Source organism: Imperialibacter sp. (genome assembly GCF_040222385.1).
Taxonomy (GTDB): Bacteria; Bacteroidota; Bacteroidia; order Cytophagales; family Cyclobacteriaceae; genus Imperialibacter.
The window spans coordinates 426,077-441,435 of record NZ_JAVKDF010000017.1 but is presented as its reverse complement, the minus strand read 5'-3'; the positions used below and the strand labels follow the sequence as shown (position 1 = coordinate 441,435).

Sequence of the window (15,359 nt, the reverse complement as noted above, 5' to 3'; positions counted from 1 at the left end):
ATTACAAATTTCCTGATGCGTCAATCTTAAGTATCCAGATATCATTTAGCCCAGCCCCCTCTGACTCGGTGCTGCCTAAGATATAGTAGTAGTCGCCTATCTGGATAATTCCGCTACCAGTGTCCCTGTTTTTACCCCCAAATACCTTAGACCATTCTTCAATCAAACCCGGCCCTACTTTTTTAACCACCAGGTCTCGTGTAGACGCCTGATCGCCAACTAATATGAAATTTCCTTCGGCAGTTAAAAGTAGGTCTTTGGCGAATATGTCAATAAAACTAGCATTCATTGGATCATCGGAAGACGATAAGTTTAGCTCATGCAGAATGGTCTGAGATTTTGCTCCTCCAGCACTGGTACCTGAAGCCATCAGAAAAGCTACATCAGAGCCGTCCATTTTCTGGACATAGGAACCGGTACTATTTGTGATGTTTTCAATTTCGAAATCGAGAGTATATGCGAAATATATTTGTCCAAAATGGTCTTTCGGCATGTAGACGCATGAAAGACCTCTGTACGCATCGTTTTCATACTCTACGACGCTAGGGTATGTTGCAGCCAGAACGAGGTAGTTGTCATTTTTATCAATTGATATACCTTTCGAAATCATTCCTGGACCGTACAAGCCAATATAATGTCCGGAACCCAACAAGTCTCCCGCAGAACTGAATTCTATAACGACACTCATTTGCAAGCCGACCCCAGAAAAGCCGCCATCTTCATTTTTCAAATTTCCAACAGCCAGGTACTTTCCATTCTCGCTTCCTATCATACCCGTTATTTCGTCGCCGATTCCCAGGTCGTGAACTTTTTCCCAGTTAATTGATCCATCAGAAGACGACAGGTTGAGAATATAGGAGTTTGACTCGCCTTCGATATCATAGGTTTTGCCAAAGACAATAATTTCATCAGTGGCATTAAGCATCAATCCATTTGGAACAGAGAATTTTCTGGTCTTAATCGTTCGATCAAACAGGATGTTGCCGTCTGCGGAAAGTTTGATGACTCTTGCAAATGACGAATCCGAAGCTAAGTTTTGACTTTGTCCAAGTATAATAATTTCTCCAACTGAAGTAGTCTTAATATCAATTCCAAAGTCATCGCCCACTCCACCGAAAGTTTTGTCCCATGTAGACTTGGCTGGCGACTCAATATCATTTCCGCACCGGGCCATGATAAAAGCCGTAGTTACTAAAATTAGTATTGAAAAAACCTTATTTCTCATACTGTATCTATGTTAGACAAAAGTAGAAAATACAAGGTTAATTCAACGAAAGTTCTTATTATTAAATATCTGAAGAGGTAAATGAATACCTTTACGACAAACTCTAGCTGAAAACTAATTTCAAATGTTCTTTGTCAGGTACCCTATTAGAAGTCAATTTGCTAGCCACCACGTACACCAGAAAAGAAACTACAAACGCCGGAAAGACCTCATGAACCTGTTCCATGCCTTCAAAATTGAACCGGATTCCGAAGCGCCAGATCACATTCACCACCATGCCGGCAACCATGCTGGACAGCGCTCCGATGTCGGTGCCCCAGCGCAGGTAGAGCCCACCGAAAATGGTCGGGAAAAAGCTGGCGGCGAAAACTGACCCTGCAAAGGAAGACATTTCTACCACGCCCGCCGGAGGATACAGTGTGAAAAGGAAAACCACTACACAATAGCCAAGCATGGCCCACTTTGTGCGGCCGACAATTTTCTTCTCCTCCATCGGCTTCCAGATATTCCAGATGTCTTTAACGATAGAAGTGCCTGCGATAAACGTAACAGAGGCTAGCGAGGACATGCCTGCAGCAAAAAGCCCCATCATACAAATGCCACTAACTGTTGGGCTATTGAGCTTGTTGAACATTACGCCAACAACTTCATCCGTATTGTTGATGAGATAAGCAGCCTCTTCATCACTCACCATCACATGCACCAAAGCCCCCACGCACATCACGCAGATCAGTGAAATGCCCAGAAAAATAGGCGTCCAGGTCATGGCAAACTTCATACTGGCCTTGTCTTTGATCGAGTAAAAACGAATAATGAGCTTCGGGTCGGACACCTGCTTCATGCCTATCGTAAGCCCAATGGCAATGATATAGTACATGCTTGCCACTCCCCCAAACGTCATCATGCCGTCGCCAATAGGGTTTCCATCAGCCGTTACGTGCTCGAGGTTGGCGAGCTTCTCCATTAGTGGTGAGTAGCCTCCTGCAAAGTAGAAAGGGATAATCAGCATAATGATAGCCACGATAAACATGAGGATGCCCTGCACCGCATCGGTCCACATCACGCCGTACATACCGCCCGCCATGGTGTAGCCACAGGTGAAGAAGATCAGGATAAACGCACCAAGACCATAGTCGACTTCCAGCACGGTATTAAGCAAGTTGGCGCCGCCTTTGGCAATGCCGGTCATGTACCAGAGTGTGGCAAAAAGAATAATGAAGGAGGACAGCACCCTGATGCTCTTGGAAAGATTGCTTTGGTAGCGCAGGTGAAAATAGTCAGGCACTGTCACCGACTTTAGCCGGATGGACTGACTGCGCATTCTGGGGCCCATCACCAGCCAGGAAATCATGCAGAATACTACCCAAAAGAGCGCCACATAAGCCCAGGAAAGACCATATTTGAAAGACTCACCAGCCTGACCGATGTAGGTGCTGGTGCTAATGAATGTAGAGAAAAAAGCCAGGGATACTACCCAGCCCGGGATTTTTCGGTTGGCCAGATAATATTCATTTACATTTTGCGAAGCCCTCTTCTGAAAATGCCAGCCGATGTAGATAATAAGTCCTACATAAACGGCAATTAAAAGGAGCGTGAGCCCGTGTTGTGATAAGTAGTCCATGTTGATCAGTGCCCCACGGGGTTGTTGGTGTCGTCGTCTTTGATACGATCGCTGAAGCTGGAAACCAGAAAGCTATTAAGTACAAGGAGTAAAAGCATCATCCAAAAGGGAAAGCTGATCCAGAAGCTCATAGTGTTGGGTTAGATGTTGAAAAGCTTTTTCACGTCGTTTTTTGTCACTTTGCCCATCGCATTTCGGGGAAGCTCAGGAAGTGACAGGTATTTTCTCGGCACCCGGTAGCCCGGCATGCGGGCTTTGAGCCAGGGGGTGAGTTCTTCAGTGTCGAGCGAGGAGTCACCAACAATGGCCGCAGCCACTATTTCCCCCCATTCTTCATCGGGAAGGCCAACTACGGCGCAATCGCTGACGGCCGGATGGCTTCTAAGCACTTCTTCAATTTCCAGGGCCGATATTTTGTATCCACCCGATTTAATGATATCCACTGAACTCCTGCCAAGAATTTTGTAGTAGCCATTTTCAACCTCGGCAACATCGCCTGTTTTGAACCAGCCGTCGGGGGTAAAAGAAGTCATCGTTGCCTCGGGCTTCTGCCAATATTCTTTGAAGACATTTTCTCCTTTTACCTGAATTTCGCCGGGTGCAGAAGTGTCTTCCAGTTCAATATTTGCCTCATCCGCCAGCCTGATGCTGACTCCTGGCAGCGGTAGCCCAATGAAACCAGCTTTTCGTTCCCCCTCATAAGGATTGCTGATGGCCATGCCTATCTCCGTCATGCCATAACGCTCCAGAAGCCGGTGTCCGCTTAGCTTTTCCCATTTTTCCATCACCGACACAGGCAGCGCAGCAGAACCCGACACCATCAACCGAAACTTGTTCATGGCGGCCGTGAGCATTTGTTGTTCTTTTGCCTCAAGCGCTTCAAAATGGGTAATGAGCTTGAAATAGATGGTGGGCACTGCCATAAACACATTGAGTCTGCCGCCTGCAAATAGGCCGAACACTTTTTCCGCAGAAAAAGAGGGCAAGAACTCACATACCGCCCCTGACCACAAAGCGCAGCTGACGACGTTGATGATGCCGTGCACGTGGTGCAGTGGCAGAATGCATAGTGTGTGATCAGCAGAAGTCCAGCCCCAGGCGGTGACGAGTGTAGAAATTTGCGCCTCCAGGTTAGCATGCGTCGTCACCACTCCCTTCGGTAGGTTGGTGGTGCCGCTTGTATATAGAATCATAGCCCGGCGTGACTTTTCAATCTGCGGCAGTGCAGCTGGCTTGCTGTCGTTTTCAGGTTCCAGCACAATGAATGTGATCGACTTGGTCTCAGCATAGGACTGTAGTATTTCCCTGAACGACGGTGAAACTACAACCACCGAGGCCTCGGTGTCCTCAATCACATACTGAAGCGATGGAAGAGGGTGGCTCGTGCATAACGGCACCGCAACACCTCCAGCCTGCCAAATACCCCATTGCACCTTGACGTAGTCAAACCCTGGCTCTACCAGAAAAGCAATTCGTCGTTCCTTTAAATCAGAAGCGCCATCTAATAGGAGCGTGGCAAACTGCTGAGAGGCAAAAAGAAGCTGTTGGTAAGTGTACGAACTGCCATTTGATACAATGGCAGCTTTCTGAGCGTAAATTTTAGCCTTTTGAAAGAGTTGTAGCATTGAGTAGGTTCCGGACTAACAACATAAGCAAAATTGACCCGACCAACAAGTGTTCACCTCTGGTTGGCGGCGACTTGGTTTAACCAAAGTAAGCGCTACCTGCTTTTTGAGAACATCCAGGGAAGCAGGTCAGGCTCTACATAGGCATTTTCCCAGCTATTGTGATTGATGCCAGGATACTCCGTGTACTGCACATCGGCTCCTATCTCCTTCAGCTTTTCGTTAAGTTTCCTTGAATTGTCGACGGCAATCACGCCATCCACACTGCCGTGGAAGAGCCAAAAGGGTATTTTTGCCTGCTTTTTTGAGTAGGCATTGAGGTCGGCACCACCACAGACGGCGGCAATGGCAGCGAACATTTTCGGATACCGATACACAGCCTCTAACGACCCCATGCCGCCCATGGAGAGGCCGGTGATGTAGACCCGCTTGCTGTCGACGGACTCACTTTTCGCCATACTGTTCGTAAGGTCAATGGCCAGTTGCAAGCCTTTGGTGATGTCGTAGCTATAGTTAAAATCAAGCTCCAGTGGGTACTTTGTTCTTTCAAATTTGACCGATGCCCAGTATGAGTCCTCAGGACACTGCGGGGCGATGACGATACAGGGGAACTTGCTCCTGTTTTCAGGTTCCAGAAAAGCTTTCACGCCATTCACCAGCTGTTTTTCATTGTCCGTACCTCGTTCGCCTCCACCGTGTAGAAACAGCACCAAGGGGTACTTTTTTGTCTTGTCGTAGTTTTCCGGATAAAGGATTCGGTAGGGTAGCACATCTCCTTTTTCACTGATAAATTCCTTTTTCTCAAAAAGTGAGAAGTCCTGAGCACGACTTGTGAATGTGGCCGTCAGGATTAGCAGGGTGAGTAGTTTGTTCATAGTCTATTCGTAAGATAAGCCAAAACCAAATGTATACAGTGGATCTTTGCTATCATAAGGAAGATCTTCCTTCTGGTTCCTCACAGCCTCCATTGAAGAAGGCAACTCGAAGGGTAGTTTGCCACCAGGAGATGCTTTGCCAAAGATAACGTCCAAAACGGCCTCGTCGCTGGCCCCATAGTCGGCAATCAGCGCCTTGGCTTTCGCATTAATTTCCGGGATTACCGCAGGCCTGTCCAGATAGATATTAACTATAGTCGGAACGGTATTTAGCAAGTCCAAAATTTCCTTTTTCTCCGGGTTCTTAAAGTCCAGGTCACCATGATGAAACCCTCGAGCCATGAAATTTTCGGATTCAACAGGTACCCATGGTGTATTTAGCCGGATAATAGCAAAATCGGCTTCTTTGGGGGATTTCACAACTGTTCCGTAGCGGGCTGCAATAGAGTCGGCTATGTTTTTCACAAAGATCTTTGGTTTGCCTTGAAGAGGCAGCACTTTGCTGTCGTTCTTTAGCAGCGTCATTGCTCTGCGTTGGGAGGCTTCGCCAGCAGCTATTGATGACGGCTTACCTATTACTTGTGTCACATTAGTCTCGTCCACAAAAGGATTGTCAAACAATCCCAGTTGGAATTTCTGCTTCAATAATCTTCTGGCCGACACATCAATTCTGTCTTCAGTCAGTTTGCCTGATTTAACCAGACTTACCACCAGGTGGGGAACACTTTCTCCTCCAAACTGATCAACTCCGGCGTCAATGGCTTTCTTCACCCTGTCCTCTTCGCTAAGGTTCTCAACACCCCAGGCACGGGCAGGCCAGACAGTATTGCCCAGATTTGCATCGGTGATCAGGCCCCAGTCAGTGCAAACCACGCCGTCGAATTTATATTTATTTCTCAGTAGGTCCGTAATGATCATTTTGTTGAAAGACATCGCTACATTCTCATCCGTTTGATCGGTGGGGATGCCATAATAAGGCATGATGGAAGCAGTGCCAGCTTCAAACGCTGCCTCGAAAGGAATGAGGTGGTAGTTGAAGTTGTTGCCGGGATATACCTGGCCTTTTTGAAATTCGAAGTGAGGATCCAGCCCTTCCTTTTGTGGCCCACCCCCGGGGAAATGTTTGGTCATGGTAGCCACACTATTAGGCCCTAAAGTATCTCCCTGAAAGCCTTCGATATATGCTTTAACCAGCTTGGCAGTCAATTCGGCGTCTTCGCCGAAAGTGCCGCTGATACGGGGCCAACGAGGCTCAGTGGCCAAGTCAATCTGGGGGTGAAGCGAAACCTTCATGCCTACGGCAAGGTATTCGTCTTTGGCGATTTCAGCAAATTGGCGTACAAGCTGCGGATCGCCTATCGCTGCAAAACCCAGCGTTTCGCACCATTGCGAGAACGAGTTGGCCGCCATGGCAAATATATTGGCACTGAAGTGATTGCGTGGGTCGGATGCAATAGTTACCGGTATCCCTAACCTTGAGCCCTCAGCCACTTTTTGCATCGCATTGTAGCCTCTTGCCAACATCTGAACATCGGGAATCTGCCAGAAGTTAAAGTGGTTCATCTTCATTTCGTTTATCGATTGCAGTGACGACGGGAGCCTGGCGGCAAAGCCCTCTGCTCCGGGTTGTTTTTCCAATGTGCCATCGGCATTTACAAATGTGCCATTGATGAACATTAACCCGGCTTTTTCTTCAATGGTCATTTGAGTAAGGAGATCACTTACTCTTTCCTCCACCGGCGCTGAAGGATCTTCATACACATCCATTTTGCCGTTTTTATTCAGGTCACGGTAGTCAATAGCCTTTTTTGTTGGGCTGTTGCACGAGCAAATGCTGAGCAGCAAAGTCAAAATAAGTGACGAAGCAAATTTGAAGGGGGTTGTGTGATGCATAGCCGTCAAATTAATGTGTGATATTGACGCAATGTAATATTTTCTTTTTAAACTTGAATGACGTAATATTCTTTTTCGTATTTGCCGGACAGATTGAATCATTAGAAAATGTCGGAATTTCTAGATACCGCTGCTGAAAAATACCACCCCGGATTGTCGGTGGACTGTGTGATTTTTGGGTTTCACGAAAATGAGCTGAAGGTGCTGCTGCTGAAAATGAAGCACACCGCCAAATGGGCTTTGCCAGGAGGTTTCGTAGAGAAGAAGGAGCATATAGATCTGGGGGCGATTAGAGTGCTGGAGAACCGAACCGGATTGAAGGATATTTTCCTAAAGCAGTTCTATACATTTGGTGATCCGGGCAGGCACGATCACGAAATGGATCTTGAGCTTTTCAAACAAAGTGGCCGTGATCCGGTGAAGGATCATTGGTTCTTGCAGCGCTTCATTACCGTGGGGTACTATGCCCTGATAGAATTTTCGAAAGCGAGTCCCCGGCCTGATGATATTTCCGACGCCTGCGAGTGGAAAAGCATAGATGAGCTGCCCGACATGATACTTGATCACCGGGAGATAGCGGATAAGGCATTGGACACTTTACGGTTTCAAATAAACTACCAGCCTATTGGTCACAAGTTGCTTCCGGTTAAGTTTACCATGCCTGAGCTTCAAAAGTTGTATGAGACTATTTTGGGGAAAGAACTGGACCGAAGAAATTTTCAACGAAAGATGCTTGCTTATGGCATTTTGAAAGACCTGGGGGAGAGAAGAAAAGGGGGTGCCCACAAAGCGCCTTATCTCTATAGCTTTGATGTAAAGAAATACAACGCTGCCTTGAAAATTGGGTTGAAAGGGAGCTGGTAAAACCCTTACTAAGCCACAAGACTTAGTAAGGTTTTAAAAGTATTAAAATAACTTCTCGTTCGGCGGAGTGGCGCCAGCCAGACGGATATATGGGGTAGTTTGACCCCTGTGGTGTGTTTGGTGCTCAAAAGCCTTACCGAAAGCAACTTCTCTGGTCATGTCCATTCCAAAGAGATTAACCGTTTCGGCCATCTGAGCCGCAGTCATTCCCTTTAGCGCATTAATCACAAAGTCGTAGCTGTCGGATACCATTTTTACCGTCACTTCTTTCGACTTGCCTGCAGACTTTTCCGCTCCACCACGCTCAATGGGGCTGGCCGTTCCGGTGATCCCGGCTGTAAATCCAAAGTTCGCATCCGCCAGGTGCAGCAGCTGCTGTTCGAACGACCTGATCTCAGGTGTAGGCTTGTAGCCATACTTGTCGGCTGGCATGGCCTCCAGGTATTCCAAAGTGAAGGCCTTGGCCCTTTCCCATTCCTTAACAAGGTAGGCTGGGTCTGCAGCTAAGCATTTGCTGCCACTGACCAATGCAAGTAGCGCAAGCGTTAGATAAAGATTCTTTTTCATGGTTGTAGGGTTTTAGTAAGAGGATGAAATTACGTCTTTTTCAGGTATTAAGGTAAGCTCCCCGATATTTAAAAGTTGCCTTTTAAGGTCAGTTAAGTGGCAGTTTCATTAGCAGGTCGGTTTGTGGGTCGTTTCCCAACATAAACGTGTGACTGCCGAATTGGAGGAAACCGTGTCGCTTGTAAAACCGGATGGCGCCATCGTTTTTTTCCCACACGCCCAGCCAAAGGTATGGGAACCGCCCCGCTTTGCCGATGCTGATGGCATAGTCCAGCAGCTGTTGCCCTATTCCTTTTCCCTGATGTGCTGGCATAACATAGATACGCTGTAGTTCGATGCCTGGCTCCGTAGCGATGTCTGTTTGCGCTGCGCCGTGATTAAGCTTGATGTAACCGACAACCTCCCCGCCCATCATGGCAAAGTAAAACTCCGACCCCTCGGTGTCCAGTTCCTTTTTCGTTTGTTGCAGTGAAAAGGCCTCTGCCATATAGGCTTCAAAATCGTCCGGGTCGTTGAGGTGCTGGAAGCCCACCCGAAAGGTTAGCTCTGCTATGTCAAGCAGGGTCTCTGCCTGATCGGTCCCGACTCTTTTGAATGAGGTAGTTTTACTCATGTTCAGTCCAGCAAAGTTTTAACGATATGCTCCCATTCCTGGTCAAGGGTAGTTGCTGGCCTTACTTTACCAGCTCTTCGGTACCAATAGTCGGCGTTCCAAATATCACCTTCTTTGCGATGAAGATAGGCGTGCACCCAGGCGGCGTTTTCGCTTTCCAAGTCCTGAACCGTTTCGTGCGACTTGTCCCAGCTGCCCTTTCCGTCCCACCAGAGCCCTTTTAATTCTTCATTCAGGTTTACTGGGGGAGCTTCTCCCTGTATCGATACCTTATATTCGTCGAAAGTCATAATGTCATTTTATTTGCCTCGAAAGTATGCGTTCATTGACTGGCTGTCAACAAAAAAATGAATCAAATCTGGTATACTGAAAACCCAGTCACTTGGTTGTTACAGCGACTCGCCAAAGCTATCGCTTTCAATATTATAACCGCTTTTAACATTAATTAACACTTCCACGTAAACCATGTTTGTTTATGTAGCAAGGGTTGAGGTAACTTAGCCTTTCGTTAAAGAGCCAAAAGTTCAACAATACGTAGTTTACATCCAGGAAAAGTTCGTGCATAATGGAAACATCGACAACAGATCTTAAGAGAGAGCACCAGGAGAAAATAAAAAAGGTAATAAGTGAGGTCGGAAAAGTAGTTGTGGGTCAGGAATATATGATCAACAGGCTTTTGATAGGGCTATTTACCAACGGCCACATTCTACTGGAGGGTGTGCCCGGACTGGCAAAAACGCTTACCGTAAATACACTGGCAAATGTGTTGCATCTCGATTTTAAGAGGATACAATTTACTCCGGATTTGCTGCCTGCCGATTTGGTAGGTACAATGATATACAATCAGCAAAAGGCCAACTTCGAAGTGAAAAAAGGCCCCATTTTTGCCAACATAATCCTCGCAGATGAGGTGAATCGCTCGCCGGCTAAAGTGCAATCAGCGCTGCTGGAAGCCATGCAGGAAAAGCAGGTAACCATTGGCGAAACTACCTTTTACCTTGACAGGCCTTTTTTGGTGCTGGCCACACAGAACCCGGTGGAGCAAGAGGGCACCTACCCGCTACCAGAGGCCCAGGTCGACAGGTTTATGCTGAAAGTAAATATTGAATACCCTACGAAGGCCGAAGAACTTGAAATCATGCGCCGCATGGCCAACATGAGCTTTAATGCTAAGGTGGATACCGTGCTTTCCAAAGAGGACATTTTCGCTATTCGTGACGAAATCAATCAGGTTTCCATTTCAGAATCCCTTGAGAAATATATTGTCGAACTTGTTTTTGCCACAAGAACTGCCGCCGACAATGGTCTAAAAGATTTTGCTGGCTACATTCAGTTCGGCGCTTCTCCGAGAGCTTCCATCAACCTGAACCTGGCAGCCAAGGCGATTGCGTTCTTCGATGAGAGAGATTACGTATTGCCGGAAGACATTAAGGAAATAGCCAGCGACGTGCTCAACCATCGTATTCTTCTTAACTATGAGGCGGAGGCTGATGGAATTACTACTCAGCAGATCGTCAAAGAATTGCTCAACAAAGTATCTATTGGTAAATAAGCGACTCAATAGCTTATTGCTGCGCCCACATTGATTTACCCCTGCGTCGTAACACATTGTTAACAAACGTCACGCAGGGGTAATTTTTTTAAAATTAGTTTAATCATATCGTAACATCGCTTTTCCTCCCTTTTAACATTAAGTGCTCAACTTTGCGGCTCAAAGACTTTTGAAATCAAAAAACAAAGTTGAATCATGAACAAGATCTTATCATTACTTTTTATGGCGGGCATTTTAGTGTTCGCTTCATCATGTGGCGGCGACGATGAGCCAGAGCCAGAAAAAACTGTAGAAGAGCTTCAGGCAGAAGCAATTGCCACTGCTCAGGCGGCAGTTGATGCCAAAGCTACTTCAGACGCATCTGCAACGGGTGCTACCGACGATTCTGTATTTGACGATTGGACGTTATCCTCAGTGAAGGGACTTCTCGGTGGAACCGACAAAACACCAAGTTCTCCTTCAGCAGCTGCGCCAGTTGTAAAGGTTGCGGCCAATATTGAAGAAGATACAGAGTGGACAAAAGGGAACGTATACCAGCTTGATACCCGTGTTACTGTACTTGACGGAGTAACACTAACAATTGAAGCGGGTACAATTATAAAGGGAAACGCAGAATTGAGTGGTGCAAATGCTGCTGTGCTTATGATCGCCAGAGGTGGTAAAATCATGGCAGAGGGAACTGCTGAGGAGCCAATTATTATGACGTCAACTGACGACGACATTCAGCCTGGCGATCTTTCAGGTACTACTTTGACTGACGAAGATACAAAATGGGGTGGATTGGTTGTTCTCGGTAAGGCTCCTGTAAGTGCCAAAACTGAAGATCCTCAAATAGAAGGTGTGGATGCAGCTGATACAAATGGCAGATATGGGGGAACTGCTGCTGATGATAATTCAGGTGTTATCAAATATGTGTCTATTCGTCACGGTGGCGCAGAGATAGCTGAAGGAAGTGAGATCAATGGTCTGACACTGGGCGGCGTTGGCACAGGTACTACCATCGAGAACATCGAAGTATATAACAACTCTGACGACGGCATCGAGTTTTTTGGCGGAACTGTTAATGTAAAGAACGTGCTTATCTACTCAGTTGGTGATGATGCCTTGGACGTTGACCAATCTTATGCAGGAACTGTCGATAACTTCGTTGTATATGTAGACGGTGGTTCAGATGAAGGACTTGAGATCGACGGCAGAGAAGGTAGCCTGGATAAGTCATTCACAATTAAAAATGGCACTATCAAGGGGCTTGGTGACAAAACTACTACTGGTGACTTCAAAGCTAAAGCCAAAGGGACTATTACTAACGTTGTGTTTGAAAATGGAAAAGTGAAATTGGCAGCTGCGTTTGACGTAGCAACTTACGAGCAAACTGAAGATGCGTCGAAGAATACAGCGGACGGATCGTTGGTTTTCTCGAAGGTAAAGACTTCTGCATTTGAGATTTACACTGATAGCTTCAAATAACAGGTACCGAAGCAAAGATAATTCATAAATAAGACTCGTACTGAAAATGGTAGTTGTGGTTTGCCACGGCTACCTTTTTTGTTTCCACGAGAATTCCCCAACGACCCAGTGTTACCATAGTGTTATCAAATTCCCAAGTTTTGATCTTTTTATTAAAAAACTGATAAAGTTCCCCTAACCAGTTGTGCCTCCTCTTGTGTCTAAATTTGCGGCTGAATTAACATTGAGTCTATTTATGAAGAAGTTTTTTATTGTTGCGCTGGCGGTTTGTATCTCCTCGTCGGCATTTGCTCAGACCGGGTTTTTAAGAGGGAAAGTTTACGATGAAATCTCCGGTGAAGCATTGTTTGGGGCGGCTGTTATTAAGAAAGGCACCACTACTGGTGCAGTCGCCGATTTTGATGGCAACTTTTCACTGAGCCTTGAGCCTGGTACCCATACCATCGAAGTGCAATTCGTTTCTTATCAGTCCAAAACTATTGAGGGCGTTGAAATCGTTGCCGGACAAACTACTACGCTCGACATTCCTATCAGCGAGGATGTAACGGAACTTGAGTCGGTAGTTGTTACTGCCGAAGTAATCAGAAACAATGACGTTGGTTTGCTGGCTGTTCAAAAGAAGTCTATCAACACCATGGATGGCATCTCATCCGCATCTTTCAGAAGAGTAGGCGATAGCAACCTGTCTTCGGCCATGAACAGAGTAACCGGCGTGACTATTCAAGGCGATAAGTATGTGTACGTACGTGGCCTGGGCGACAGGTACACAAAGACATCGCTGAACGGGATGATCATTCCTGGCCTCGACCCAGATAGGAATGACGTTCAGGTTGATTTATTCCCAACTGGTGTCCTGGAGAACGTGATTGTTTACAAAACATTTACCCCTAATCTTGTTGGAGACTTTGCAGGTGGTTTGGTAAATATTCAGACAAAGGCATTCCCTGAGGAGAAAACCAGTTCAGCATCTTTGAGCTTTGGTTACAACCCAGCCATGCACTTCAATAGTAACGCTGTGTCTTACAAAGGCTCATCTACAGATGTGCTGGGTTGGGACAATGGAGCAAGAGCGCTTCCAATATCAGCCAGCGCTTCTATTCCAACATTGCCTAATTCCTTTGTAGAAGAAACAACAAAGAAGTTCTCACCTCTTCTGGGAACATCCCGGTCTACCAACTTCATGAACACCAACTTTTCTCTGTCGCATGGCAATCAGGTGCAGAGAAACAAAGTGACCTGGGGCTATAATGCGATATTCAACTACACCAATACTAATACCTTCTACGAAGGTTTTACAAGAAAACGTTTTGAAAAGGATCGTACTTCAGCTGATGTAAGCCTTGAAAGGGACTTCACTGCTGGAGGTGATTTGAGCACCAATAGTGTTCTTTGGAGTGCCTTGGGAACGCTGGCTGCCAAAGTGGACAATCATACTATTGGAACCAACATATTCCGCACCCAGAATGGGGTAAATACAGCGCTGGATAGAGAAATAGACTTTACTACGTTGAACAATCCAACCCTTGTCCACAATGATATCCTGGCGTACACACAACGCCAAATGACCAACAACATCCTGTATGGCAAGCATCAGTTTGGCCGACTAAGAGTAGATTGGACTAACTCACTTTTATTTTCAGGAATTACCGATCCGGACTATCGTGATACCAGAATCAACGAAGACGACGGAGAATTCGCATTCAAGAATGGCGGAACCATAAACAGGTTTTGGAGGGAGTTGAAGGAAACGAATGAAAGTTTTAAGGCTGATGTGACTTACGAGTTAAATGACAACAATAAGCTGAAAGCTGGGGGAATGGTTGCCTTCAAATGGAGAGAGTTTACAGTTAATTCTTTTAACTATGCTCCAATTTCTACTTTTCGGGTAGAACAGAATGATCCAAATTGGTTGCTAACAGAACCGAACCTCTATTCCGCAGAAAACCCGGGTGGACTCTACATTCAGAACAATAGCAATGCATACAATAACTACGACGGCTTCCAGTCGATTTATGCAGCCTATTTGATGAACGAAATGAACATCACGAGCAAACTGAAGTCGATATATGGCGTGAGGGTTGAAAACGTTAAGATGTTTTATACGGGGGTCAGGCTAAACGAGGACAACTCCAGCCAGCTTGAGGACAATACCAAAACTTTAGACAAAACCAACTTGCTGCCCTCTCTGAACCTTGTTTATGCGCTTCAAGAGAATATGAACCTGAGAGCGTCATTCAATAAAACACTGGCACGGCCATCTTTCAAGGAGAAGTCTTCAGCCTTTATCGAAGACCCTATCACCAGGATACAATTCTCTGGTAATTTGGATCTGAAGCAAGCACAAATACTCAACTATGACTTGAGGTGGGAGTATTTCTTCACTCCAGGCGAAATGGTGTCGGCCTCAGTTTTTTATAAAGACTTTACTGATCACATCGCACTGGTTTTCTTCCCTAACAATCCCGGTCAGCTAAAGCCAAGGAATGTGGGCGAAGCCCGGGTGTATGGTGCTGAGTTTGAAGTAAGAAAAGACCTGAGCTTTATCACTCCGGCATTGCAGAACTTCTCAATAGGCTCCAACGTGTCGATTGTCGCCTCACGAGTTAACAGAAAAACAGTAACTGTAAGTGAGCAAGGGCAAACCGAATACGACAGCGAAGTGAGCTACAAAGGTGGTGATGCATCTTCTGTAAAACTTTACAGAGAAATGACCGGCCAATCGCCTTATGTCGTAAACGCTTACCTCTTGTATCAGAATGATGAAATTGGTTTTTCTACAAACTTGTCTTACAATGTGCAGGGCGAAACGATCACATTCATCGGCATATCTAATATCCCAGACGTTTACCAAAAGCCATTCAATAGCTTAAACCTGAATGTGACACAGCAGTTTGGAGGAAACCGCCAGTCGGCACTTAGCTTTACTGCGAAGAACCTTCTCAACGCAAAAGATCAGCAAGTGTATAAGTTTGGTGACGAGGAGGAGTTGTTCTCTCTGTATATGCCTCAAAGGCTTTTCTCTTTGAAATATACTTATACATTCTAATTCCATATCGA

General features: G+C 46.0%; 13 protein-coding genes. 4 read left to right on the top strand and 9 right to left on the bottom strand.

Going from position 1 to position 15,359, the window contains the following annotated elements; translation table 11 throughout:
• Position 1: 1 nt before the first annotated feature.
• From RIG68_RS05610 to RIG68_RS05585, 6 genes are all read right to left on the bottom strand, one after another.
• Positions 2-1,225, bottom strand: a complete 1,224-nt coding sequence (locus RIG68_RS05610; RefSeq protein WP_350119642.1) for a hypothetical protein — start codon at positions 1,223-1,225, stop codon at positions 2-4.
• A gap of 103 nt (positions 1,226-1,328) precedes the next feature.
• On the bottom strand, positions 1,329-2,846 hold the full coding sequence (locus tag RIG68_RS05605; RefSeq protein ID WP_350119639.1) for a sodium:solute symporter family protein: 1,518 nt from the start codon (positions 2,844-2,846) through the stop codon (positions 1,329-1,331).
• Between the two features lie 5 nt (positions 2,847-2,851).
• Positions 2,852-2,977 (bottom strand): hypothetical protein, encoded by a 126-nt coding sequence (locus RIG68_RS05600; RefSeq protein ID WP_339785459.1) that lies wholly within the window; start codon positions 2,975-2,977, stop codon positions 2,852-2,854.
• 9 nt (positions 2,978-2,986) lie between these two features.
• Entirely contained in the window at positions 2,987-4,471 is a 1,485-nt protein-coding gene (locus RIG68_RS05595) for an acyl-CoA synthetase (RefSeq protein ID WP_350119636.1), read from the bottom strand.
• A gap of 95 nt (positions 4,472-4,566) precedes the next feature.
• Positions 4,567-5,346: a carboxylesterase family protein gene (locus RIG68_RS05590; protein ID WP_350119633.1), complete on the bottom strand. Its 780-nt coding sequence runs from the start codon at positions 5,344-5,346 to the stop codon at positions 4,567-4,569.
• A gap of 3 nt (positions 5,347-5,349) precedes the next feature.
• The gene (locus RIG68_RS05585) at positions 5,350-7,239 is read right to left on the bottom strand and encodes a glycoside hydrolase family 3 protein (RefSeq protein ID WP_350119630.1); all 1,890 of its coding nucleotides are present in this window, start codon (positions 7,237-7,239) and stop codon (positions 5,350-5,352) included.
• 108 nt (positions 7,240-7,347) lie between these two features.
• Here RIG68_RS05585 and RIG68_RS05580 point away from each other — a divergent pair, with 108 nt between their 5' ends.
• Positions 7,348-8,103 (top strand): NUDIX hydrolase, encoded by a 756-nt coding sequence (locus tag RIG68_RS05580; RefSeq protein ID WP_350119627.1) that lies wholly within the window; start codon positions 7,348-7,350, stop codon positions 8,101-8,103.
• A 42-nt stretch (positions 8,104-8,145) separates the two neighbouring features.
• On the opposite strand, the gene RIG68_RS05575 is transcribed toward RIG68_RS05580, so the two are convergent.
• The 3 genes from RIG68_RS05575 to RIG68_RS05565 all read right to left on the bottom strand — a co-directional run bounded on the left by RIG68_RS05575 (position 8,146) and on the right by RIG68_RS05565 (position 9,573).
• Positions 8,146-8,670, bottom strand: coding sequence for a DinB family protein (locus RIG68_RS05575; protein ID WP_350119624.1), 525 nt, complete (start codon positions 8,668-8,670; stop codon positions 8,146-8,148).
• An 88-nt stretch (positions 8,671-8,758) separates the two neighbouring features.
• Positions 8,759-9,283, bottom strand: coding sequence for a GNAT family N-acetyltransferase (locus tag RIG68_RS05570; protein ID WP_350119621.1), 525 nt, complete (start codon positions 9,281-9,283; stop codon positions 8,759-8,761).
• 2 nt (positions 9,284-9,285) lie between these two features.
• Positions 9,286-9,573, bottom strand: coding sequence for a hypothetical protein (locus RIG68_RS05565; RefSeq protein WP_152001635.1), 288 nt, complete (start codon positions 9,571-9,573; stop codon positions 9,286-9,288).
• A 275-nt stretch (positions 9,574-9,848) separates the two neighbouring features.
• On the opposite strand from RIG68_RS05565, the gene RIG68_RS05560 reads away from it, so the two are divergent.
• The 3 genes from RIG68_RS05560 to RIG68_RS05550 all read left to right on the top strand — a co-directional run bounded on the left by RIG68_RS05560 (position 9,849) and on the right by RIG68_RS05550 (position 15,348).
• Complete coding sequence (locus RIG68_RS05560) at positions 9,849-10,835, top strand: AAA family ATPase (protein ID WP_350078651.1); 987 nt, start codon at positions 9,849-9,851, stop codon at positions 10,833-10,835.
• A gap of 195 nt (positions 10,836-11,030) precedes the next feature.
• Positions 11,031-12,302, top strand: coding sequence for a beta-helix domain-containing protein (locus RIG68_RS05555; protein ID WP_350119617.1), 1,272 nt, complete (start codon positions 11,031-11,033; stop codon positions 12,300-12,302).
• Between the two features lie 235 nt (positions 12,303-12,537).
• Positions 12,538-15,348, top strand: a complete 2,811-nt coding sequence (locus tag RIG68_RS05550) for a TonB-dependent receptor domain-containing protein (protein ID WP_350119614.1) — start codon at positions 12,538-12,540, stop codon at positions 15,346-15,348.
• The last annotated feature ends 11 nt before the right edge of the window (positions 15,349-15,359 follow it).

What these genes read in the sequence shown, in the direction of transcription:
- RIG68_RS05610 (WP_350119642.1), bottom strand. Translation starts at nt 1,225, where the DNA reads ATGAGAAATAAGGTTTTTTCAATACTAATTTTAGTAACTACGGCTTTT.
- RIG68_RS05605 (WP_350119639.1), bottom strand. Translation starts at nt 2,846, where the DNA reads ATGGACTACTTATCACAACACGGGCTCACGCTCCTTTTAATTGCCGTT.
- RIG68_RS05600 (WP_339785459.1), bottom strand. Translation starts at nt 2,977, where the DNA reads ATGAGCTTCTGGATCAGCTTTCCCTTTTGGATGATGCTTTTACTCCTT.
- RIG68_RS05595 (WP_350119636.1), bottom strand. Translation starts at nt 4,471, where the DNA reads ATGCTACAACTCTTTCAAAAGGCTAAAATTTACGCTCAGAAAGCTGCC.
- RIG68_RS05590 (WP_350119633.1), bottom strand. Translation starts at nt 5,346, where the DNA reads ATGAACAAACTACTCACCCTGCTAATCCTGACGGCCACATTCACAAGT.
- RIG68_RS05585 (WP_350119630.1), bottom strand. Translation starts at nt 7,239, where the DNA reads ATGCATCACACAACCCCCTTCAAATTTGCTTCGTCACTTATTTTGACT.
- RIG68_RS05580 (WP_350119627.1), top strand. Translation starts at nt 7,348, where the DNA reads ATGTCGGAATTTCTAGATACCGCTGCTGAAAAATACCACCCCGGATTG.
- RIG68_RS05575 (WP_350119624.1), bottom strand. Translation starts at nt 8,670, where the DNA reads ATGAAAAAGAATCTTTATCTAACGCTTGCGCTACTTGCATTGGTCAGT.
- RIG68_RS05570 (WP_350119621.1), bottom strand. Translation starts at nt 9,283, where the DNA reads ATGAGTAAAACTACCTCATTCAAAAGAGTCGGGACCGATCAGGCAGAG.
- RIG68_RS05565 (WP_152001635.1), bottom strand. Translation starts at nt 9,573, where the DNA reads ATGACTTTCGACGAATATAAGGTATCGATACAGGGAGAAGCTCCCCCA.
- RIG68_RS05560 (WP_350078651.1), top strand. Translation starts at nt 9,849, where the DNA reads ATGGAAACATCGACAACAGATCTTAAGAGAGAGCACCAGGAGAAAATA.
- RIG68_RS05555 (WP_350119617.1), top strand. Translation starts at nt 11,031, where the DNA reads ATGAACAAGATCTTATCATTACTTTTTATGGCGGGCATTTTAGTGTTC.
- RIG68_RS05550 (WP_350119614.1), top strand. Translation starts at nt 12,538, where the DNA reads ATGAAGAAGTTTTTTATTGTTGCGCTGGCGGTTTGTATCTCCTCGTCG.